This window comes from Neobacillus piezotolerans (genome assembly GCF_003362805.1).
In the GTDB taxonomy this organism is placed as follows: domain Bacteria; phylum Bacillota; class Bacilli; order Bacillales; family Cytobacillaceae; genus Bacillus_D; species Bacillus_D piezotolerans.
In genome coordinates this window covers 210,786-232,232 of the sequence record NZ_QNQT01000002.1, presented here as the reverse complement: position 1 = coordinate 232,232, position 21,447 = coordinate 210,786, and the positions used below count along the sequence as shown (strand labels likewise).

The window sequence follows — 21,447 nt, the reverse complement described above, 5'->3', positions numbered from 1 at the left end:
AAATAAACTCTGTCTTTTAATATCGTCCAAAAGATGGCATCTTTTTAAAATTTCCTCGCGCCATGAATGGACTTTTTTTAATAATCAAGAATGCTGCGAATCTGCTTTTTTATATTTTTCTTGGTGGATTCGTCCAGCAGGAAATCTCCCGGAAAATAAAGTTTGTGGTCGGTCCTTCTCTTGCCGGAAATAGCCTCTACGATTGCCGATTCCCGGGATAGTTCCCTCAGGTCGCCGTTTTTCATTAAAAGATTGATCGGCAGCCGTTCTTCTTCCTCGCCCGGCCGGTAAAAGTCATACGGCAAATCCGAGGAGGAATCAAGGACGAGATAATAATCCGGGTCGATGCCCGCTTTACGGAACAAATCGGTCAGTTCGGTGAGTTTTTTATATTCCCTGGCCGGATCGAACTCGGCAAATTTGAACAAATTCCGGTTCACAAACCGCCTGCACAAGTCGCTGAGGATGAAATCCCCTTCCTCCTGCCACATTTGGAAATAAAAGAGGATGATCGATTCATCTAGCTTTAAATAGTCTTCAAGTGTCACGCTTCCTTCGAAAATGGAATAAAAATGGAGCGGCTCATTCTTGAATTCATAGCCCTGGCCATGGAGGTCCTTCGCGCGATGGAGTATTTTCGTCAAAATAACCTCCGCCCCCCGTGATACGGGGTGGAAATACACCTGCCAGTACATCTGGTACCGGCTCATTATGTAATCCTCAATTGCGTGCATGCCGCTATGTTTGAAAACGACCTGGTCCTCACGGGGCCGCATGACGCGGAGAATACGTTCCATGTCGAAAAATCCGTAGCTGACCCCCGTAAAATAGGCGTCACGCTGAAGATAATCCATCCGGTCGGCGTCAATCTGGCTGGATATAAGGCTGATGACCTGTTTCTTGTCAGAGGTTTTGGCGATGACCTCCGCCACGTGCTTCGGGAAATCGGCGCCCGCCCTTGACAGGATGGCATTTACCTCCGTATTGCCGAGGATGATGGCGCGGGTGAATTCTTCGTGGTCGAGATCGAAGACTTTCTCAAACGCATGCGAAAACGGCCCATGCCCCAAGTCGTGGAGCAGTGCGGCGCATAGCGTCAGCAGCCTGTCGTTTTCATCCCATTCAGGCCTCCGCGCAAACACATCGTCGACAATCCGCCGAACTATTTCATACACTCCAAGGGAATGGTTGAAACGGCTGTGCTCAGCCCCGTGAAATGTCAGGAAAGTCGTCCCAAGCTGTTTAATGCGCCGGAGCCGCTGGAATTCCTTCGTCCCGATTAAATCCCAGATAATTTTGTCGCGGACATGGATATAGCGGTGGACGGGATCTTTGAATACTTTTTCTTCATTCAGTTTTTCCGATAGTACGTCCATCTCGCACCCCTGCCCCTCTAAACTTGTTTCTATTATATCCCCATTCCGGGTGAGAATCATCCCTCTTTCAGCAAATTCCTACAGCAATTTTCGACGCTATCATCTTGCAATTTTTACAAAAATTTGCTCTGTCGGCATATCCAGTGTTTATCCAAGCCCACGTTCCAGGATGGGTGGATAGGGAATTTCGCAAAAAAAATCACCCTTGCCCGACAAAATAGGCAAAGATGAGTACGTTTCAATTATTTTAATTTTTTGGTAACCTTTTCAATTAGTTCATCCTCGCTCAATGCGGCAAGCGGGCGGTTGTTCACAAAGGCAAATGTTTTTTTTCGTCCTGGTCCGCAATAGGACTGGCAGCCGACTTCTATCTTAGCGTTTTGATCCAGCTGCTTCAGGCGCGGGACAAGTGTTTTCAGATTGACTGCCTGGCAATCGTCGCACACGCGGAATTCATTCGGCATTCCGTTCAAATCCTTTCCGGTAATCGATCTATGTTAATGAGCCACAGGCCAATAAGGTCCTAACGTATTTTACAGCTTCTTTTCCTGCAATGCAACAGTCCCGTGGAACTTCCCTGTTCCCTTCGTACTCTACTATCCTTTTATCCTCCTGTATAAAACTTAAAAAAAGTGTCCATGATATTGCTAGGAATATAAACATTCAAATTCGAGCAGCCATACTATTTCTTTGCACAGGGAGGAAAGAACATGAATCCAGAAACAAATAATGAGAAGGAGTGTTTTGACATGAAAGTTCGCCAGGATGCCTGGACGGCCGAAGATGACTTGCTGTTGGCGGAAACAGTGCTCCGCCACGTAAGGGAGGGCAGCACGCAGCTAAACGCCTTCGAGGAAGTCGGGGACAAGCTGAACCGTACTTCCGCGGCCTGCGGATTCCGCTGGAACGCCGTCGTTCGCCATACGTACGAAAAGGCTTTGCAGCTTGCCAAAAAACAACGAAAACAGCGGCAGAGGATGCTTGGAAAAGAGCAGGGAGGAAAGAAAAAGCTTCTATATACACCTCCCATTGAAGTACAGCCTGAATTGGCCGATAATAGCCCTGTTATGGAGATGGAGATTTCCAACGAGTTGGGCCAACCGGCTGACGGGGAATCCACAACGTTCGATCTAGAGAAGATGGTTGAGGAATTGAATGGCAAGCCGGCGGCTGTACAATCGCAGTCTTCGAGATTTTCCTCATCCCTATCTTCAGGTTTCGGCATGCAGCCTGCACCGCAAGGCATGACAATGCAAGCTGTCATCGCTTTTTTGCAAAACTATGACAATTCAAGCGTCCATGCCGAGGCATTAAAAAGCGAGAATGAAAGATTGAAGAGGGAAGTTGCGAATCTTCGCAGGCAAAACGAGGAAATGGAAAATAAAATCCGTGACCTTGAGCAAAACACCGGCGTCATCCAGGAAGATTATGAAACACTTCTAAAAATCATGAACAAGGCGCGCAATCTTGTCCTTTTTGAAGAAGAAGATCGCCCCACGACAAAATTCAAAATGGACCGGAATGGGAATCTTGAAAAAATTGCCGAATGACTGCCTGACGATCCCGGAGCTCTTATAGAAAAATAAGATGCGTTAACGGAGAACGAATGTGGCATTACATTCATAAAGCCGTAGACCCGTTCGGGTTTACGGCTTTATTAATGGCTGATTCCGTTCGGCGATCCTTGACAGGTAGCCGGGCAGCAATTCAAGTTCATAAGGGGTCAGCTGCCCTGAATAGATTAGGCCGCTGTTCTTTTTTAGCTCAAACATCAGCCGGGACAGCACATCCTTTACCTCCAGGGGGGATTCAAGCAGTTCGGACAGGCTTGCCATCACTTCCGGCCGAATTTCCGGGTATATGAACTTCGTCCGTTCACCTTTTAAGGCTCGGGAATAAAAATCCCGGATAAGCTCCGCCCGCTTTCCGCCGCTGTTTTCCACACTGAGATAGATTTGTACAGCAACGCCCCTTTTTAGCCTGCGCTGCGAAATCCCCGCGAATTTCTTTCCGCCGATGCTCAGGTCATAGCTTCCGGGGCAATAAGAGCCGACAATCTCCCTCGCTTCAATATCCTTGCCAAAGTCGGCGAACATCCGCCTGATCAGCGTCCACATCGCATCGTATCCGCGATTGATATCTATGGTTTTTTCCTTTTCCGGAAAAATAAGCGAAATGTTAAGGACTCCTTCATCGAGAACGACCGCAAGCCCTCCTGAATTTCGGACAATGGGTGTATATCCCTTGCCGCGTAAAAATTCAAGCCCGTCCTCGAGGTAAGGCAGCTTTGTATCCTGTATGCCAAGGACCACAGTATCGTGGTGGACCCATGTCCTTGCGGTAGCAGGCGCAAGAAGCGCTCCGACAGAGGCGCAAAGTGTGTCATCAAGGGCAAAAGATTGTATGGCAGGCATCAGGATGCCTAAAGTCGATTGGTCAATCAGCCGCCATTGATCCTGGCGCAGCAACGAGCCGTCCATCTAAACATGCCTCCATTGCAAATAGTCTGCTGACTATTATATCACAGCGCCTGTTTTGAAAAATATCCATGTAGGGAAGGTTTGGAGCGGCATTTTCTTTCAAAGAATAAATAACAGTTGCAATTCAAGTTAACTATCAGATAGAATCTTCACCATAGGAAACTTTTTGATTTGTGTGCATATAGTGGTTTTACAAGGCACGCCCTTCAAATCGGGGCATCATTATATACCTATAATTGGGAGGGAATGTTATTAGCATGTCTCAGGAAGTACTATTTGCATTAGGATTGACATTATTCGCTGGCCTTGCGACCGGAATCGGCAGTTTGCTGGCCTTCTTTACATCGACAACAAACACCAAATTCCTTTCAGTGACTCTCGGTTTCTCTGCCGGGGTGATGATTTATGTATCAATGATTGAGATTTTTGTAAAAGCGAAAACTTCCCTCGTTTCCGCGATTGGGGTGCAGGCTGGGAACTGGGCCACAGCCGGCGGCTTTTTCGGGGGAATTCTTCTGATTGCGTTAATCGACCGGTTCATTCCGAAACAGGGCAACCCCCACGAACTAAAAACGGTTGAAGAAATGCAGCCGGGAAAAACAGTCCAAGACGCAGCCTTGTTAAAAATGGGAACGTTCACGGCTCTCGCAATCGGGATTCACAACTTTCCTGAAGGGATTGCCACGTTCACCTCAGCGCTGCAGGACCCGGCCCTCGGCGTTGCGATTGCGATTGCCATCGCCATCCACAACATTCCCGAAGGAATCGCCGTCTCCGTCCCGGTTTATTTTGCGACCGGCGATAAGAAGAAAGCGTTCAAGCTTTCATTCCTTTCCGGATTGTCGGAGCCAATCGGCGCTTTGGCGGCCTATCTTTTTCTTATGCCGTTCCTGAATGATATTATGTTCGGGGTGATTTTCGCGGCAGTTGCCGGCATCATGGTGTTTATTTCCCTTGATGAGCTGCTCCCCGCAGCGAAGAAGTATGATGAAACCCACCTGCCTATCTACGGGCTCGTCGCTGGGATGGCGGTCATGGCGGTTAGTTTGCTGCTGTTTATTTAATATATCTGCTGCTGATTTCCGCTCCATACGGAAAACTGCTTATTGCTGTCCCGTGGCATCCGTCTTCCGCTCCACTTTACCCCAATTTACAAACTAAATCCCGGCTTCCATCGAGGAGCCGGGATTTTTGCTGCGGTTTTCATACTCTTTTTCCATCCGGGCACAGAAGCGCCTGTTGTCCGCCAAAAAGGCATTGGGATCCATGGGCGGCTAACCGGATGAGGTGCTATTGCCTGAGAGCCTGTGCGGCGGTTAATAGGGCGAGGTTGTAGACATCGTCCGTGCTGCAGCCGCGGGAAAGGTCGTTTACAGGGCGGTTAAGCCCTTGCAGCAATGGCCCGACTGCTTCGAAGCCGCCAAGCCGCTGGGCGATTTTATAACCGATATTCCCAGCTTCAAGTCCCGGGAATACAAAAACGTTTGCATTTCCCTGCAGGACGGAATCCGGGGCTTTCGCGATCGCCACTTCCGGGACGAATGCAGCGTCAAACTGGAACTCCCCATCAATAATGAGAAGCGGTTCACGTCGCTTAGCCTCTTCCACCGCAGCCATTACCTTCTCGGTTTCCGGCGACCTGGCCGAACCTTTCGTTGAGAAGCTCAGCATGGCTACTCGAGGTTCAATATCGAACATCCTTGCCGTTTTGGCGCTCTCGATTGCAATCTCGGCAAGGTCCTGGCTGTCCGGCGCGATATTGATCGCGCAATCAGCAAAGACATACTGCTCATCCCCGCGGACCATAAGGAAAACGCCGGATGTTTTGTTAACGCCTTCCTTTGTTTTGATGATTTGCAGCGCCGGTCTGACCGTATCCGCTGTAGAATGGGCAGCCCCGCTTACAAGGCCGTCCGCTTTATTGAGATAGACAAGCATCGTTCCGAAGTAATTCACATCAAGAAGGATTTTACGGGCATCCTCCTCTGTCGCTTTCCCCTTCCTCCGCTCTACAAACGCGGCGACCAGCTCGTCCATCATTAAATAATTGGCGGGGTCATAAATCTCTGCCGCTTCAAGGGAAACATCAAGCTCTTTGGCCCTTGCTTGCAATTCTTCAATATTGCCGATCAGGACAGGGGTGAGGATTCCATCTGCAGCCAGGCGTCCAGCCGCGTTCAGGATTCTTTCGTCAAACCCTTCAGGGAATACAATCCGCAAATTATGGCCGGAGATTTTCTGTTTAATACCTTCAAATAAATCACTCACGATAGCCTTCCTCCTTCTATTCACTCATCTTTAGGATACTTTACCGCAGGCAAAATTCAAGGGAAACAGGCCGCCCGTCACAAAGTTGTTCTATTCAGTAACCTTTACTCATTTAAAGCGAAAAAATTCATTGAAATAAATAAGAACTGTCGCCCTGCCTGTTCTTTACCGAAAAAGTCCACGGCGTCTTCCAGCAAAGGGGACGGATAATGCCGTATTTTTGGCAAATTGACTTTACCTGGCTAAAATGCCACATTTGTTACAATATCCTCTTTGGGAGTTTTTTAAACGGTTTTGGGCAGTGGGTTTGTTTTGGGGAAATTGGGTGAAACTGTGGTATAGTAGTTTGGTGTATGGATAGTATGAATGGGGAGTGATTTTGATGAGTGAAGCAGCACAGACACTGGATGGCTGGTACTGTTTGCATGATTTCAGGAGTATGGATTGGACAACGTGGAAAATGACGCCTGCGGATGAGCGGCAGGCCGCTATAGATGAATTCCTTGGCCTGGTCGAAAAGTGGAACGCGACAATGGAAATGAAGGAAGGCAGCCATGCCCTCTACACCATCGTTGGCCAAAAGGCGGACTTCATGATGATGGTCCTTCGCCCTACGATGGAAGAACTTAACGAGATCGAAACGGAATTCAACAAATCGAAGCTGGCCGAGTATACAGTGCCTGCTCATTCATATGTTTCCGTCGTCGAATTGAGCAACTATCTGAATGATGGGGAAAATCCATATGAAAATCCGCATGTTCGCGCCCGGCTTTACCCGATGCTGCCAAAAGCGAAATATGTGTGCTTCTATCCAATGGACAAGCGCCGCCAGGGCAACGACAACTGGTATATGCTTCCGATGGAAGATCGCAAGAAGCTTATGTACAGCCACGGCATGATTGGCCGCCAGTATGCTGGCAAGGTAAAACAAATCATTACCGGATCTGTGGGCTTTGACGATTACGAATGGGGTGTCACCCTATTCGCGGACGATGTCCTTCAGTTTAAAAAGCTCGTTTATGAAATGCGATTTGACGAAGTTAGCGCCCGTTATGGGGAGTTTGGTTCGTTCTTTGTCGGCAACCTGCTAACAGAGGAAGGCATAAGCTCATTTTTTCGCGTATAAAATAAATTGATTTACAAAGCCCCGTCCGTTCTTGCGGCCGGGGTTTTTTAGCTTTTCCCACAGTCATATTCCGGTTCCAGCCTTCATATGTTTCAATTAGCGAGTCTTCACTTCCAAGCCTTTACAAGCCCTTGCCTGGATGGTGGATAATCGGCAATTCGCGGCGGGATAGCCATTTCTATTAGGCGGAATCCCCATGCTTATTATTAGAGGAGGGAATGCAATGAATCCATATGGTAATTATGGAACCGGACAGCAAGGTTACCAGCCTTATACCGGAACAGGGGGCGTACCTGTCAGCCCTGATCAGAGGCAACAGCAGCAGCCTATGGGGGGCGGCCAAATGGGAGGATATCCAATGGGCACTGGGACTGGCGGCTTCGTACCCATTCCGCACAGCGCTCCGACCACTGGGCCGCAGGTGCCCGGAATGCTGCCAATTGAACAGTCATATATCGAGAATATCCTCCGGCTCAACAAAGGAAAGCTGGCCACGGTATACATGACATTTGAAGGGACAAGGGATGGACAAAGAAGGCAGCAGGTATTCAAGGGCATCATAGAAGCCGCCGGCCGGGACCATATCATTCTCAGTGACCCTCAGACCGGTACCCGCTATTTGCTGTTAATGGTTTACCTGGATTACATCTCATTTGATGAGGAAATCGAATATACCTATCCATTCCCAGGCGGCGGGGCAGGCTTGAGCTCCTTCTCCCCCCGATAAGAAAATCTCTTATGCGCATAAAAGGAGGACCGCATGTTGAAGCGCGGTCCTCCTATTTTTCCAAAATGCTATAAATATTTTGCGGCACCAACCGTAATCAGTACCCAAGCGGCAAGGAATGCAACTCCGCCTAATGGCGTAATCGCCCCAAGCACACTGATTTTCGTAAGGCTGAGCACATAAAGGCTCCCACTGAACAGGACGATGCCCGCGAGCATGAGCCAGCCGGCTGTTGTAAAAAGCGATCCAGCCTGGACCTTGCCAGCGAGTATTCCGATTATGAGCAGTCCGGCGGCATGGAACATTTGGTAATGGACGCCGGTTTTCCAAATCTCAAGGTATTTTGGCGCGAGCCGCCCTTCCAGCCCATGGGCGCCAAACGCTCCGAGCGCCACTGCCAAGAATGCATTTACTGCCCCAATAATAATAAAAGTTTTCATTGGCTTCCCATCCTTCTAAAAGTCGAAAATTGAATCCCCGTTTGCGTCATCATCCAATACCAGTTTTTTTCCCTGGTCCTGTGCCTGGAACCTGGCCGCCTGAAAAGGCCGTTCCGTTAATGGCCGCCTTTCCACTTGGACAGGCTTCGTACTATCAGCCAGCACGACTTCGCAAAGGGTTTTAATGGAATATAGCTTTTCGCGCAATTCATCTTCCTTCTCGGCGGCCTTTGCCCGGACGAGTTCTTCTTCCATTTTGGCCAAAAGCGTTTTAATATGTATGTTCAAAAAATCCACCCCTTCGAACAGCGCTTACCGCGTCCCCTCCATTTTACATGATTCCGTACCGATTCGCACATACCCCACTTCGAGGCTGACGGACTCCAAAAAATAAAAAAGGCCAAGCGCCATAAATGGACCTGGCCTTCCCGCACCTGTGTTCACTTCAGTTAAAACAATCCCGCTTCAAGGGCCGCCTCAAAACTTAACTCGGCGAAATCAACCGCATTTCCGACCCATTCCCAGTGCATATACATTATTCTCGGCTCATCAAACAGCCAGTGATTGTGCATAGCTGTTACAATCAGCCCCCGTTTTCTCAATGCGGTAAGCATTGGATTGATTTCCTTCTGCAGGATGACTGTTTCGCCCAGATTAAGGCCATTTCTTTCAAATGATAGCGCAAACGGCAATGCGAGCGGGGACCTTGTTTGGCGGCCGAGGATTGTGGCATTGATATTCCTATTGCGCTGTACCACGCACGCCCCCTGGGTTGTCACAACTGCCCCGCCAATAATATTCGCCAGCTCTTGGCAAGTCACTCTCCTATTCATATTTTGTCCCTCCCTTCTAGTTCCTTACAGACTATGAAGGGAGGAGCTTTCTTGTATAAACGCTTGTCCCGATTTTAAAGATTGGAAGAAAAAAAGGATTGCTTACAGTGGAGGAAGCCGCCAATCTACTTCTTCCCGGCCAATCGAGCGCAGCAATTCATTCGTTTTCGAGAAAGGCCGGCTGCCAAAGAACCCTTTCCTCGCTGAAAAAGGGCTGGGGTGAGGAGACAGGATGATTGGATGCTTTGATGCATCAATCAGGCTTAACTTCACTTGAGCCGGTTTACCCCAAAGAATGAAAACAACTGGTTTATCACGTTCGTTCAAAAGGGTTATCACTCTATCAGTAAATTGTTCCCAGCCTTTGCCCCGATGGGAATTCGCCTCTCCTTTCCGGACTGTCAGCACAGTGTTCAAAAGAAGCACGCCCTGCTCGGCCCATTTAAGCAAATACCCATGATCAGGCGATTCGATGCCAAGATCATCACACAATTCCTTGAATATGTTTTTAAGCGACGGAGGCGGATTTATGCCCGGCTTGACTGAAAAACTCAGGCCGTGCGCCTGCCCTGGCCCATGGTACGGATCCTGTCCAAGAATCACCGCTTTTACGTCCTCATACTCTGTCAGCATGAGCGCATTGAAAATATCCTTGTATTCCGGATAGACGGTTTTGGTACGGTATTCTTCTATTAAAAAATCACGCAGCTTTTGAAAGTAATCTTTTTGAAATTCCTCGGCAAGCAGATTTGACCAGCAAGGCGGCAATGTATTTTCCAGCATGATAACCCTCCTTTTCCGTACTATTCCCCTTTTCCCTATGATTCTATCATCCTTTTACCGAAAAACGGCAATCGACGGATTTTTCAAGAATATTCATGTTTAGCGACTACAGGAAAGGTTATATAAAAACTGTGTGAACCAATGCAAAGGAGGAATTTCATTATGTATAAAGTAGAAGTTGTCGAGAACGGAGTCCAAGCTAAGGATAAGCTAACTTTGCTCGCTACCGAAGGTTATACCAGGGACGAGGTTTATCTTTTTGCACATGACAAGGAGCGCGAAGATGATTTGGCGGATGCACTTGGCGCCGGCGATGTCGGCTTGAAGGAGCAAGGTTTAATCGATTCGGTCACAAATGTCTTCAAAAAGCGCGGCGACGAATTGCGCTCACAGTTTGAGTCGTTAGGCTTGACCGCATATGAGGCTGAACGTTATGAAAAAGTATTGGATGAAGGCAAGATTGTCTTGGTCGCCTCCAAAAAATGAGCGAAATCCCCGGAACCTTTCCGGGGATTCTTTAGTGAGAAGTACCCAAATGACGTTCGGCGGTTTGAAAAAGCGGCATGCACGATCCACGTCCAGCCATTAATGCTGTTCCCGGATTCGGCATGGAGCTAATTTTTACCCCATAATCCTTTGGTATACCGATTTTGCATGTGTCAGGTCTTTTGTTCCGTGGATGAGGGCGCGTCCATCCTTGAAAATGACCATCCTTTCCCCGCCAAGTTCAACTGATAGAAGGTAAGGATTGCCCTTTACCTCATAACCGAGGGAACCAAGCTGGGATGCGAGCTTTTCAAGCGAAATCTCCCCTTTGGCGGAGGGCCGTATTTGGACTGTATCCCGTCCGCACAGCACGGTCGTTTTTGTCATGTTTTCCTTGTCAAGATACGGGTAGGTTGGATGTTCTCCGCATGAGAGGCACCCCGGGAATTTTGCCTTCGACATTTTCATGGCTGTATACTCATTCCGCCATAGATCAAAACTGACAAATGTGCTCCGGATCGCTTCCCAATCCTCGACAAGGATTTTCAGCGCCTCTGCCGACTGATGGGAGATGGCCATCTGGACAGCCGGCGCGATGATTCCTCCCGTATCGCAGGTAAGGCCCTGAAGCGGAATTCTCCTCAGAAGGCAATTCAGGCATGGAGTCGTTCCCGGAAGGATTGTAAAGCTCATGCCATGGCTGCCGACACATGCGCCGTAAATCCACGGAATCCGGTATTTTTGGGACACGTCATTAATGGCCATCCTCGTTTCGAAATTATCGGTCGCATCAATGATCAAATCGATCCCGTTTGCCAGCCCTTCCAATACTTCAGGAGTGGCGTCGCCGATAATCGCTTCTATTTCAACGTCGCTGTTAATGGCCCGGAGCCTTTTTTCAGCAGCCGCTGCCTTGGGAAGCTTTTGTTCAACATCAGCCTCGGTATACAGCTGCTGCCGTTGAAGATTGCTCTCCTCTACGTAATCCCTGTCTATGATCGTCAGTCTGCCAATTCCAGCCCTCGTCAGTATTTCCCCGTTACCAGAACCAAGCGCCCCGGCTCCCACTAGCAATACATGTTTGGAGCGGATTTTCTCCTGCCCCTCCCTGCCAATCCCGGGAAAAAGGATCTGCCTTGAATATCTCTCTGCCATTCTTATTTTCCCCTTCCTGCCATGGATAGTGGACTTCGCACTAGATAGGACAGGGCTTCCTTTATTTCGGGAAGCCCTGCGTTCATCTATTGACCTGAGTTTTTAGCCCCCGCTTACCGGAGGGATGAAGGCGATAACGTCACCTTCATTGATCGTTTCTTCATTCGATGAAAACTCTTCGTTGATTGCCGCCATTACTGTATCCATTTTTGGCAAATCGTATTTTTGGGCGAGTTCGGCCTTTAATTCCGCAACCGTCTTGCCCGCGGCATCGACCGTGATGGAGTCAATGCCGGCAGCATCGCGCAAATGGGCAAAAAACATGACTTTATTCATTCAAATCACCTTCCTCGGGCTTGCCTGTCGGGTAGGCTACTGTTTCCAGCTGGTTGCCTACCCACTCTTCGCCGTCCTCCCAATGCTCCTTTTTCCAGATAGGGACGATTTCCTTGATCCGCTCAATTGCATAACGGTTTGCTTCATAAGCATCGGCGCGGTGCGGGGTCGAAACAGCAATGACCACCGCGATATCGGTAATGTCCAGCCTGCCGACCCGATGGCTGATGGCCACTTTGGCGCCCGGCCAGCGTTCCTCGATTTCCTGGCCGATTTGCTCAAGTTTTTTCACGGCCATCGCTTCATACGCTTCATAAATGAGGTAGAGCGTTTTTTTGCCATGGGTCAGCTCCCGGACTGTTCCAATGAATGTAGTGATTGCTCCGGCTTCCCGCTGGACGACCTTATCAATCACAGCCTGGATTTCAATCGGTTCTTTAGAGATTTCAAACATGCATCCCGCCTCCATTGAAATGCGGAAGCGCCCAAAGCGCCTCCCATGGTTTTTAAAATGAACCCTTCTGTCTTACCCTATCTTCGGGGCCGCGTCTGCGACAACTTTATAGCCCCCTATTTTCTCAACGCTTTCCCTGAATTCTTCCGATTGAATCACGGAAACGAGCAACCGGCCTTTTTCACTCTCGAAAAATTCCTTCGTCATGACCAAGTCGTATTCTTCATCCGCGACTGGTATAAAGGAAAGGCCCATCGCCCTTGCCGCCGGAAAAATACCCAGACCGACCGCCCCAGCATTTTCTTTCACTTCCGCGGCGACGCTGAGATGCGAGAACATTTCCCTGCTGTAGCCCGTGATGGAATCTGGTGCCAGGCCGGCTTCTTTTAGCAGTAGGTCAAAAAGGATCCGTGTTCCCGCTCCCCTTTGGCGGTTTACGAAATGGGCGTTCTTTGCGGCTATATCAGCGACCGACTGGATCTCAAACGGGTTTCCTTCCGGTACGAACCAGCCTTGTTTTCTTTTTAGGAATGGGAAAAGGACAATGTCCATGTCATCAAGCAGTTTTTTCACATACGTAAGATTATATTCCCCTGTCTCCGGATCGAGCAAATGGATTCCCGCGACATGGGCCTCTCCTTTTCGGATGGCCATCAGCCCGGCCATGCTGCCGACATGGGATGAGATGATTTTCATGTCATACCGCTTCTGTTTTATTTGGGAAGACAAAAGGTCAATTGTCAAATCATGGCTGCCGCTGAATACGATACTGTTTGTTACTTCTTCCAATGGTTTCAGAAGTTCGGCTTCAGCGGTTTCCCCTTGTTCGTATCCCAGCACATCCGCCGGAACGATGAGGAGGCCGTCTGCCCGGACATAGGACATCGTCACCCCCGCCGCCCTTGTGAGTGGATTGGCTACATATTCTCCGTTCACATAACCGATGTTGATCCTGATGAAGTCTTCCTGCCCCATCGTGGAGACAATTCTCCTTCCAAGCTTGACCTGGATTGTCTGCCGCTTCGGCTCGGGGATTTGCAGATATTTGCAAATCAATGGCCTCACAAACCATTCAAGCGCCAAATAGGCGGAAACCGGATATCCCGGAACACCGACTACGGGTTTTTCGTTTATCTTGCCTAGGATGACGGGCTTGCCTGGCCTCGCCGCGACACCATGGGTGAAGACTGTACCGATTTCCCCAATAATGTGGACGGTAAAATCCTTTGACCCGGCTGAAGAGCCGGCATTGATGACAATAATATCCGATGTTTCGGCAGCGAGAAGAAGCGCTTCCTTTATCTTTTCAGGCTCATCTTTTACAATACCCGACAAACGGGGATTTCCGCCCCACTCTTTGACAAAATTGGCGAATACCGTACCGTTGAACTCAATGATTTTTCCTGGCACAGGCTCATCCGTTACCTCGATCAGCTCATTGCCTGTCGGGATGATGGAAACGACGGGTTTATTTACGACTTCAAGGTTAGTAATTCTGGCGGCGAGCAGGGAACCCAAATCGGCCGGGCGCAGCTTGTGTCCCTGGGGAAAAATCATTTCTTCCTGGACGATGTCCTCGCCAATCGGGCGGATATGCTGCCACGGTGTCGCAGGTTCAATGATTTCAATTGTCTGGTCGTCGATCACATTGACATTTTCAATCATAATGACTGCGTTATACTGGGCCGGAATCGCATTGCCAGTATCGACATAAACAAATTGTTCGCCATATGCGAGCCTTAGCGGATTCTGCTCATGCGCGCTATACGTATCCGCCGCGTTTACAGCGATCCCATCCATCGCGGAAGCATGGTAATGGGGCATGGACGTCGACGCGAATACCGGCTCGGCTGTTATCCTGCCGAGGGCATCCTCCACTTTGACCCATTCCTTCCGCGGCGGCAGTCCAAACGCGGCAAGCAATTCTTCCCGCGCTTTCGGCCTTGGCTTATCCTCGAGATATATTTTTCGTTTATACCGTTTCTGGTCCATATGCCGTTCCCCCTACCTTGTTGCGATGACCGGGACGTACTCGCCCTGGGCGATGCCTTCTTTTTCAGATATTATCTCTACAATCCCGCCGCTTTTCACAAGTGTCGTAATCAAACCCGACTTTCCTATTATCGGATCTGCCCACCATTCGCCATCTTTTTCATATAGCCTGACCCTGATATAATCGGACCGGCCTGGCGCGGAGGGAATATTTTTGGTAATCCTGGCGAAAATCCGGTCTGGCCGGTGCTCGGGATTTTCCCCTTGCAGGTTCTTTAGTATCCGTTCGCCGAAAAGGCGGAATATAATCATGGCGGACGCCGGATGCCCCGGAAGCCCAATCACGGGTTTTTCCCCCGCCATCGCAAGGATCGTCGGCTTGCCCGGTTTTACGGATATCCCGTGAACATATACCCCCGGATCGCCAAGCGACTGGATGACTTCGGTTGTATAGTCCTTTGCGCCAACAGAACTTCCGCCTGAAAGGATTAGGCAGTCTACCTGATTGTATAGTTCAAACGCCTTTAACCTGAACTCCTCATAATCATCCGGCACGATTCCTCCATAGATGACGTCAATTCCCCAATCCTTTGCAAGGCCCGCGATTGTTAAATAATTTATATCACGGATTTGCCCTATTTTTAATTCAGGCGTATCGAAGGGGACAATTTCATCCCCCGAGGATAAATATCCCGCCTTCAGACTTCGGTATACTCTCACATGTGTTATCCCAAGGGAGGCAAGGGCCCCAATCTCCTGCGGCCTAAGCCTGGTCCCTTCACTTAGAAGGAGTTCTCCTTCCCGGATATCTTCTCCCGCCCGGATGACGTTCTCCCCGGGAGCCACCTGCTTGTATGTATTGAGAAGTCCCGCGATCTCTTCGCAATGCTCGATCATGATAACGCTATTGGCGCCGGGGGGAAGCATTCCCCCCGTAGGGACGTAGACCGCTTCTCCAAAGCCGACCGGGAAGCTGGCTGCCTCACCCATCCTTACCTCTCCGGCAACAGTCAGAAAACCTGGCATCGATTCCGATGAACCAAATGTATCCTCGGCCCTCACGGCATAACCGTCAACTGTTGACCGGTCAAACCCTGGAACATCTTCCCGTGCGGTTATATCCTCGGCAATGATACAGCCAAGCGCGGATTCCAGCGGCCTTTTTTCGGTTACGCCGATTTTCTTTACATGTTTATCGATCAGCGTGAAAGTTTCCTCAACTGTTTTGACTTTGAAAAATTGCATGTCCCTAACCCTCTCTTTCAATCGAAACTCTTATCTCGATGCTTCTTCATTCGCCTGCAGGACGGCCAGTTCGTATTCCTCCGGCTTATTCATATTAAAAAATATCCGTTCAAGCGAGCCATGTGAATAGGTTTCCAAATCTTGCTCCGTTAAAAAGAGGACATCAAGAGTTTCAAACAAATGTTTCAGGCGGAGGCTGTCCTTTTGTATGCAGGCCTCGACCGCTTCCGTGATGCTTTTTTGATAAACGGCAAAAAGCGGATGCTGCCTCCCCCCAATAACAGGAACGACAGCATCATGATGGCCAAGATTCTTTACCATATTCTCGGCGAGTTCCGCGGAAACAAACGGCATGTCGCACGCGACTACGAGATTGGCGTCAAAGCTGGAGGCCTTCAAGCCGGCATGGATGCCAGCCAAAGGCCCTTTCCCCGGATATTCATCCGCCACTGTTTTCAAATTAAGGAAATCGTACTCCTCTGGTTCATTTGTCACAAGGATTACTTCATCAAATAGTTTGAGGAGTTCATCTCGTATTCTCTCAATATTCGTTTTCTCGTTAATTTTCAAAAGGGCCTTATTTGTTCCCATCCTGCTTGATTTTCCGCCGGATAGTAGAATTGCCGCCGCTTTCATTGAAACCCCTTCTTCCCGGACCGGTATTTCCCGGGCCCCTTAGTTTTCCGTTTCCCCGCTCCCGCCTGGAAGGTAGCCGTTTTCCTGGGCGACGAAATCAAGATGAAGTGTAGTCAAATCAAGCATGGCCGCGGATGGCTTATTGATAAACTGCCTTGTATCGACAATTTTTATATAGCCGCGGCACTTTTCGCAAACCTGGATTTGGGAAGCGGCATCACCTTCCACGGTTAGATACTTCATGGTTTCATGATCCTCGTTCCCGCAATGGGAGCAGCTAACCCGTTTATCATTCCAGTGGGCAAGGCAACGCGGGCAACACAATTCCTTCTTTCCTTCCCCTTCAAGCTGCGCCAGCCTGGCTGGTTCACCGCAAACCGGGCAGCCGGCCCCATGATTTCCAGAAACGATTTCTGGCTGGGCTTTTTCTGCTGCCAGCCGCAAATATGGGCGGAGCGCTGTTTCCGCAAGGAAGTAAGGAATCCATTCTTCCACACCATGCTCCTCGGCGAATCTGTGAAAATAAATATGGTTAAACGCAAGCGCTTCATCAATCCAGCGCTGCGCCGTATTTTCGTCCATTATGTTGTTTAAAAAAACGAGCTTCTCTTCCATCTTATCATTATTCTTCACCAACAACCCTTTAATTTCCTCTATCCACTGTAAAAATAGTGGAATATCAAAATCAAAAATTGAAAGTGCCGCCACTGGCACCCCGGCGCTCATTGCCGTCTTATCCGTTTTGATTGTGACCGCCTCGCTGCCAAGGCCTTCTTTCCATTTCTCTTGCAACCCAATGATTTCCTTCTGCAAGTTCTGATAATCTTTTGAGACGACGGATGTTTTCAACCCATTGCACCTCTTTTCATAAAGTATACTGCAAAGCAGCACTATTTCTTTTTGTAATTACCGGAATTATAATTCCCGTTTTCCGGTGAGGGTTCCATTTAGCAGGAATGGCTGTCCATATAGACAGCCATTCCCCTTTTAGTCTTTTTTCAAGCTGATTTCCAAGGGCGCTTCCGCTTTTCTATTGTCTAGCTCTAGCGCCCAGCGCCTAGTGTACTTCAGTCCCCTCGCTGCGATAAGTCAACATCGATTCGCTCACGCTTATCGTGTTTCCTTTATCTCCATCGGGGCCCTCCAGTCCATACGGCGCTAAACGGGCGCTTCTGCTTTTCTATGCGCCTTTGTGTTTCTTTTTATTGAGTTTATCAAGATCAGGGAAATTGCCTTTTTCAACCTCTTCTTCATACCACTCGGTGTAGTGCTCCTTTGCCCACCAGGCAGGAACCTTCCCGGTCACGACGCCTGAATAGCCAGGGCGGGAATTCTTGTGCACCACGCTCAGATAGACGTGGCCGACAACTACCGCGATCGCAAGGCCAAAGCCCACATTGTGGAAAAAATAACCCCATTGGACGACAGCCTTCGGAAACAGGTGCGGGAACCACATCGGGAAACCAGAACCGATAATCAGAATGGCCGTTACAATCTGGATAATCGAGTTGATTTTTTCACCTGCGTTAAAGAATGTTTGCTTCACATGCTTGAATTTGAAACCGAATAGTTCTTTTACAAATTCCGTGAAGAATTGAAGGTCCCTCTTTTTCCAGGTGACGAGCTCCTTCATCCATACCATAAAGCCTTTAGGGTCGAAGATGAGCCAGATGAACGTCGGCATAACAAATGTTACCGCAAATATCCTGTGAAGCAGGCGAGCGTTGGCGGGTCCGCCTAAAACCGGATAAAGCCAGTCGAAAAACTCTGTATACATCGGAAGGGCTGTAATGTACAGGGCGAAGAAGGAAATGGCATTTACAGCATGAGCCCAAACGAATGCTTTTGAAAAACGCCTTACTTTAATGTCCGGCCTGATTGGCTTACTCATTGCCTCCACCTCCATCTTCGTCATGCTCTTTGCCTTCCTTGTTGAACAGCTTGTTGGTAACAAAGGCGCCAACGACAGCCATCGTTGTCGCGCCAATCATCATTTTGCCAATTGGCTGCGCATAATCCTTCCACAATACAGCGGAAGTCGGAACTTTAGGGTTTTCAGGCAGACCGTAAACGGATGGCTTTTCTGCCAGCACATAAACGGTATGTGTTCCGCCAACCCCTTGAGGGTTATAGACCATCGCGTTTGGATAGCGTTCCTTGATCTCAGTCACGCGCTTTTCCGCTTTTTTAATCATTTCGTCTTTGTTGCCGAATTCCATTGCGCCTGTGTGGCAGGTTGTTACACAAGCTGGCTGGAGGCCTTCTTCAATCCTGTCTGTGCACATTGTGCATTTATGAGATTTCTTATATTCCTTGCCGTTTTTGTCAATATACGTTTTTAACGAAATAACATCGAACGGGCAGTTCTGGACACAATATCCGCAGCCTACACACTTCTCCTGGTCAATGACAACTGTCCCAAATTCGGTGTAGGAAATGGCATTCTCAGGGCAAACTTTTTCACAAGCCGCATCTTTGCAGTGGAAACAGGAGGAATGGCGGAAAAGATAATCCAAATCGCCTTTCGAGTTTTCATGCTCAATGTATTGCAAGACATTCCATGTATCAGCTGTTACCTTTGGATGCGATTGAACGCTTCCAAGGAAGTTTGTTTCCTCGGCGGGAAGGTCATTCCAGTTCTTGCACGCCACCATACAGGCACGGCACCCATCACATTTAGTGACATCAACATATTTTACGTATTCCGGCATTAGCCCTTCCTCCTTACGTCGCAAAGGAATGCTTTGTACTCAGGGATGGTTGTATTCGCATCGCCGATGTGCGGTGTCAAATGGTTTGCCGAATCCCCTGTTGCGTACCCTTTGTAACCAAAATGCCAAGGCATGCCAATTTGATGGACCTTTTTGCCTTTTATTTTATATGGCTTGAAACGCTTCGTCACCATGGCGTAGGCTTCAACCTCTCCACGGGCTGAGGTAACGATTACTTTGTCCTTATTCTTGATGCCCTTTTCTTTTGCCAGTTCTTCACTGATTTCTACAAACATATGGCCTACAAGCTCAGACAGCCATTCCTGGTTTCTTGTCATGGATCCAGACTGCCAATGTTCGCTTACCCGATAGGTTGTTGCAACAATTGGGAAATCCTTGTTATCACCCTTAAGGTTGAAATCACCTTCAAAGATTTGGACAGCTGGGTTTAAATTCTGCTTTGAGAACACATTGGAAATAGGGCTCTCAAACGGCTCGTAGTGTTCAGGGAACGGACCTTCATTCAGGCCGGCAAAAATTCCTGCCACACCATCCTTCAGCATGATGTACGGATTTTGTCCGCCCGGGTCAGATGGCGCCTTGTCGACTACAAAGTCAGGTACATCGTTTCCGACCCATTTGCTTTGGAGAGCATCCCAATGGATGACTTCCTTATCTTTGCTCCAAGGAGCGCCTTGCGGATCGGCCGAAGCACGGTTATAAATGATACGGCGATTCATCGGCCACGCATAGGACCAGTTCAGGAAGTTAGGGCCGCCTGTTTTCGCATCACGGTTTTTCGCACGGTTCTTTCCTTCTTCAGGATAGAAGCCGGAATAAATCCAGTTTCCGCTTGATGTTGTTCCATCGTCCATCAACTTGCCAAATCCAGGAAGAAGCTTGCCGGTCGTAAGATCATAACCGTTGATTTCCTTACAGACAAGGTCTATATCCGGATGGCTTCCTTCGCCGAAGTTCCAATAAAGAGCATTGATTGGACGGGCAATCGGTGAGTTTTCATTTTTGTAAAGCGCCTTGATTCTTGTTGCAAACTCATGGATGATTTCCAGGTCCGCTTTTGCTTCTCCCCTTGAATCAATCGCTTTCCAGCGATACTGCATCCAGCGGGAGCTGTTCGATACAGATCCTTCTTTTTCAAATGATGCCGATGCTGGGAGCAGGAATACTTCTGTTGCAATTTTATTCGGATCGGCGCCAGCTTCCTTTTTCCAGAATGCAGACGATTCTGTTTCCCACAAATCAACTGCTACAAGCCATTTCAGGTTGGCAAGCGATTCTTTCTCCTTGCCCGCATTAGGGCCCCCTACAACAGGGTTGGTCCCGAATAGGAACAATCCATCGATTCCCTTGTTATACATGGCATTGAATAGGTTGATATGGGAATAGTTTTTATTTCCTTTTGGCAGATACTGATAGCAGAATTCATTTTCCTTGGTCGCATTTGGGCCGTACCAGGCTTTCAGCATGCTGACCATGAATTTAGGCTTGTTGCTCCAGTAGCCTGTTTTAGGTGTTTCTTTTTCATTGTAGCCAGCGAGAGTCGCATGTTCAGGGACAGTCGCTTTTGGCACTCCCACGTAACCAGGCAGGTCTCCGTAAAGAAGGGCGAAGTCTGTCGAACCCTGTACGTTTGATTCACCCCGCATGGCTGCAAGGCCGCCTCCAGGAACGCCGACATTGCCGAGCAAGAGCTGCAGCATCGCCATCGCACGGACGTTTTGGGAACCGACTGTATGCTGGGTAATGCCCATTGCATACATGATGACGCCTGATTTGCCTACTTTTCCGGTAGAACAGAATGCTTCACAAACCTTCAGGAAATCCTCCTTAGGAGTCCCAGTTGTTTCAACGATTTTATCAATTGTGTAACGGGAATAATGCTTTCTCATCATTTGGAAAACAGAACGTGGATGTTCAAGGGTCAGGTCTTTGACCGGCTTCCCTTCTTCATCTGTCTCGAATGCCCATTTTGTTTTGTCATAGATGCGCTTTGCTTCATCATACCCAGAGAATAGGCCATCATTGAATTCATAGCTATCCTTAAGGATGAATGAAGCATTTGTATATTTAGCAACATACTCCTTGTGGATCAAATTGTTATCGATTGCATAATTGATCATTCCTGCAAGAAAAGCGATGTCTGTACCGGAACGAAGCGGTGCGTAAACATCTGACATAGCGGAAGACCTTGTGTAGCGCGGGTCAACCGAAACAATTTTCGCTCCTTTTTCCCTCGCCTTTGTCAGCCACCTGAATGAAATCGGATGGTTTTCAGCAGGGTTAGCACCCATAATCAGGGCACAATCGGTATATTGCAGATCATTCCAATGGTTAGTCATTGCTCCACGACCAAATGTAGGTGCCAGACCGGCAACCGT

22 protein-coding genes and 1 pseudogene are annotated in these 21,447 nt (G+C 48.7%); 5 read left to right on the top strand and 18 right to left on the bottom strand.

Features of this window, described 5'->3' with window-relative positions:
* Positions 1-77: 77 nt before the first annotated feature.
* Together DRW41_RS06240 and DRW41_RS06235 are read right to left on the bottom strand one after the other, a co-directional pair.
* Positions 78-1,376, bottom strand: coding sequence for an HD domain-containing protein (locus tag DRW41_RS06240; RefSeq protein ID WP_115451117.1), 1,299 nt, complete (start codon positions 1,374-1,376; stop codon positions 78-80).
* 242 nt (positions 1,377-1,618) lie between these two features.
* A complete protein-coding gene (locus DRW41_RS06235) occupies positions 1,619-1,840 on the bottom strand; it encodes a YuzB family protein (RefSeq protein WP_115451116.1) in 222 nt (73 codons plus the stop codon).
* Positions 1,841-2,125: 285 nt separating this feature from the next.
* Here DRW41_RS06235 and DRW41_RS06230 point away from each other — a divergent pair, with 285 nt between their 5' ends.
* A complete protein-coding gene (locus tag DRW41_RS06230; protein WP_115451623.1) occupies positions 2,126-2,926 on the top strand; it encodes an RsfA family transcriptional regulator in 801 nt (266 codons plus the stop codon).
* A 96-nt stretch (positions 2,927-3,022) separates the two neighbouring features.
* Here DRW41_RS06230 and lipL read toward each other — a convergent pair whose 3' ends face one another.
* On the bottom strand, positions 3,023-3,856 hold the full coding sequence (gene lipL / locus DRW41_RS06225) for an octanoyl-[GcvH]:protein N-octanoyltransferase (RefSeq protein ID WP_115451115.1): 834 nt from the start codon (positions 3,854-3,856) through the stop codon (positions 3,023-3,025).
* A 257-nt stretch (positions 3,857-4,113) separates the two neighbouring features.
* On the opposite strand from lipL, the gene zupT reads away from it, so the two are divergent.
* Positions 4,114-4,920 (top strand): zinc transporter ZupT, encoded by an 807-nt coding sequence (gene zupT / locus DRW41_RS06220; RefSeq protein ID WP_115451114.1) that lies wholly within the window; start codon positions 4,114-4,116, stop codon positions 4,918-4,920.
* 226 nt (positions 4,921-5,146) lie between these two features.
* Here zupT and pta read toward each other — a convergent pair whose 3' ends face one another.
* A complete protein-coding gene (gene pta, locus DRW41_RS06210) occupies positions 5,147-6,124 on the bottom strand; it encodes a phosphate acetyltransferase (RefSeq protein ID WP_115451112.1) in 978 nt (325 codons plus the stop codon).
* A 382-nt stretch (positions 6,125-6,506) separates the two neighbouring features.
* Between pta and hemQ the strand changes: the two genes are divergently transcribed.
* Positions 6,507-7,250: a hydrogen peroxide-dependent heme synthase gene (gene hemQ, locus DRW41_RS06205; protein WP_115451111.1), complete on the top strand. Its 744-nt coding sequence runs from the start codon at positions 6,507-6,509 to the stop codon at positions 7,248-7,250.
* 223 nt (positions 7,251-7,473) lie between these two features.
* Complete coding sequence (gerQ, locus tag DRW41_RS06200) at positions 7,474-7,977, top strand: spore coat protein GerQ (RefSeq protein ID WP_115451110.1); 504 nt, start codon at positions 7,474-7,476, stop codon at positions 7,975-7,977.
* Between the two features lie 68 nt (positions 7,978-8,045).
* Here gerQ and DRW41_RS06195 read toward each other — a convergent pair whose 3' ends face one another.
* The 4 genes from DRW41_RS06195 to DRW41_RS06180 all read right to left on the bottom strand — a co-directional run bounded on the left by DRW41_RS06195 (position 8,046) and on the right by DRW41_RS06180 (position 10,033).
* On the bottom strand, positions 8,046-8,417 hold the full coding sequence (locus DRW41_RS06195) for a DUF423 domain-containing protein (protein ID WP_115451109.1): 372 nt from the start codon (positions 8,415-8,417) through the stop codon (positions 8,046-8,048).
* A 15-nt stretch (positions 8,418-8,432) separates the two neighbouring features.
* Positions 8,433-8,705 (bottom strand): YwdI family protein, encoded by a 273-nt coding sequence (locus DRW41_RS06190; protein WP_115451108.1) that lies wholly within the window; start codon positions 8,703-8,705, stop codon positions 8,433-8,435.
* 161 nt (positions 8,706-8,866) lie between these two features.
* Complete coding sequence (locus DRW41_RS06185; RefSeq protein WP_115451107.1) at positions 8,867-9,250, bottom strand: DUF1259 domain-containing protein; 384 nt, start codon at positions 9,248-9,250, stop codon at positions 8,867-8,869.
* A 102-nt stretch (positions 9,251-9,352) separates the two neighbouring features.
* Positions 9,353-10,033, bottom strand: a complete 681-nt coding sequence (locus tag DRW41_RS06180) for a uracil-DNA glycosylase (RefSeq protein ID WP_115451106.1) — start codon at positions 10,031-10,033, stop codon at positions 9,353-9,355.
* Between the two features lie 162 nt (positions 10,034-10,195).
* On the opposite strand from DRW41_RS06180, the gene DRW41_RS06175 reads away from it, so the two are divergent.
* Positions 10,196-10,519, top strand: coding sequence for a YflT domain-containing protein (locus DRW41_RS06175; protein WP_115451105.1), 324 nt, complete (start codon positions 10,196-10,198; stop codon positions 10,517-10,519).
* A gap of 135 nt (positions 10,520-10,654) precedes the next feature.
* Here the strand turns inward: DRW41_RS06175 and DRW41_RS06170 are convergent, their stop codons facing one another.
* The 10 genes and pseudogenes from DRW41_RS06170 to fdnG form a co-directional block, all read right to left on the bottom strand.
* Entirely contained in the window at positions 10,655-11,674 is a 1,020-nt protein-coding gene (locus DRW41_RS06170; protein ID WP_115451104.1) for a thiazole biosynthesis adenylyltransferase ThiF, read from the bottom strand.
* Positions 11,675-11,776: 102 nt separating this feature from the next.
* Positions 11,777-12,010 carry a molybdopterin converting factor subunit 1 gene (moaD, locus tag DRW41_RS06165; RefSeq protein WP_115451103.1) on the bottom strand — a complete coding sequence of 78 codons (234 nt, stop codon included), beginning with the start codon at positions 12,008-12,010 and terminating at the stop codon, positions 11,777-11,779.
* Positions 12,003-12,464, bottom strand: coding sequence for a molybdenum cofactor biosynthesis protein MoaE (locus tag DRW41_RS06160; protein WP_115451102.1), 462 nt, complete (start codon positions 12,462-12,464; stop codon positions 12,003-12,005). The genes moaD and DRW41_RS06160 overlap by 8 nt, the downstream gene beginning before the upstream one ends.
* Positions 12,465-12,536: 72 nt before the next feature.
* Positions 12,537-14,456, bottom strand: a complete 1,920-nt coding sequence (locus tag DRW41_RS06155; RefSeq protein ID WP_115451101.1) for a molybdopterin biosynthesis protein — start codon at positions 14,454-14,456, stop codon at positions 12,537-12,539.
* A 12-nt stretch (positions 14,457-14,468) separates the two neighbouring features.
* Positions 14,469-15,701 carry a molybdopterin molybdotransferase MoeA gene (locus DRW41_RS06150; RefSeq protein WP_115451100.1) on the bottom strand — a complete coding sequence of 411 codons (1,233 nt, stop codon included), beginning with the start codon at positions 15,699-15,701 and terminating at the stop codon, positions 14,469-14,471.
* 30 nt (positions 15,702-15,731) lie between these two features.
* The gene (gene mobA / locus DRW41_RS06145) at positions 15,732-16,337 is read right to left on the bottom strand and encodes a molybdenum cofactor guanylyltransferase (RefSeq protein ID WP_115451099.1); all 606 of its coding nucleotides are present in this window, start codon (positions 16,335-16,337) and stop codon (positions 15,732-15,734) included.
* Positions 16,338-16,376: 39 nt separating this feature from the next.
* Positions 16,377-17,186, bottom strand: a complete 810-nt coding sequence (locus tag DRW41_RS06140) for a formate dehydrogenase accessory protein FdhE (RefSeq protein ID WP_115451098.1) — start codon at positions 17,184-17,186, stop codon at positions 16,377-16,379.
* A 331-nt stretch (positions 17,187-17,517) separates the two neighbouring features.
* Positions 17,518-18,228: a formate dehydrogenase subunit gamma gene (locus DRW41_RS06135; RefSeq protein WP_115451097.1), complete on the bottom strand. Its 711-nt coding sequence runs from the start codon at positions 18,226-18,228 to the stop codon at positions 17,518-17,520.
* Entirely contained in the window at positions 18,221-19,048 is an 828-nt protein-coding gene (locus DRW41_RS06130) for a 4Fe-4S dicluster domain-containing protein (protein WP_115451096.1), read from the bottom strand. Before DRW41_RS06130 ends, DRW41_RS06135 begins: the two co-directional genes overlap by 8 nt.
* A pseudogene (gene fdnG, locus DRW41_RS06125) lies at positions 19,048-21,444 on the bottom strand (formate dehydrogenase-N subunit alpha); the annotation flags it as partial. The pseudogene fdnG and the gene DRW41_RS06130, both read right to left, overlap by 1 nt.
* Between the last annotated feature and the right edge of the window lie 3 nt (positions 21,445-21,447).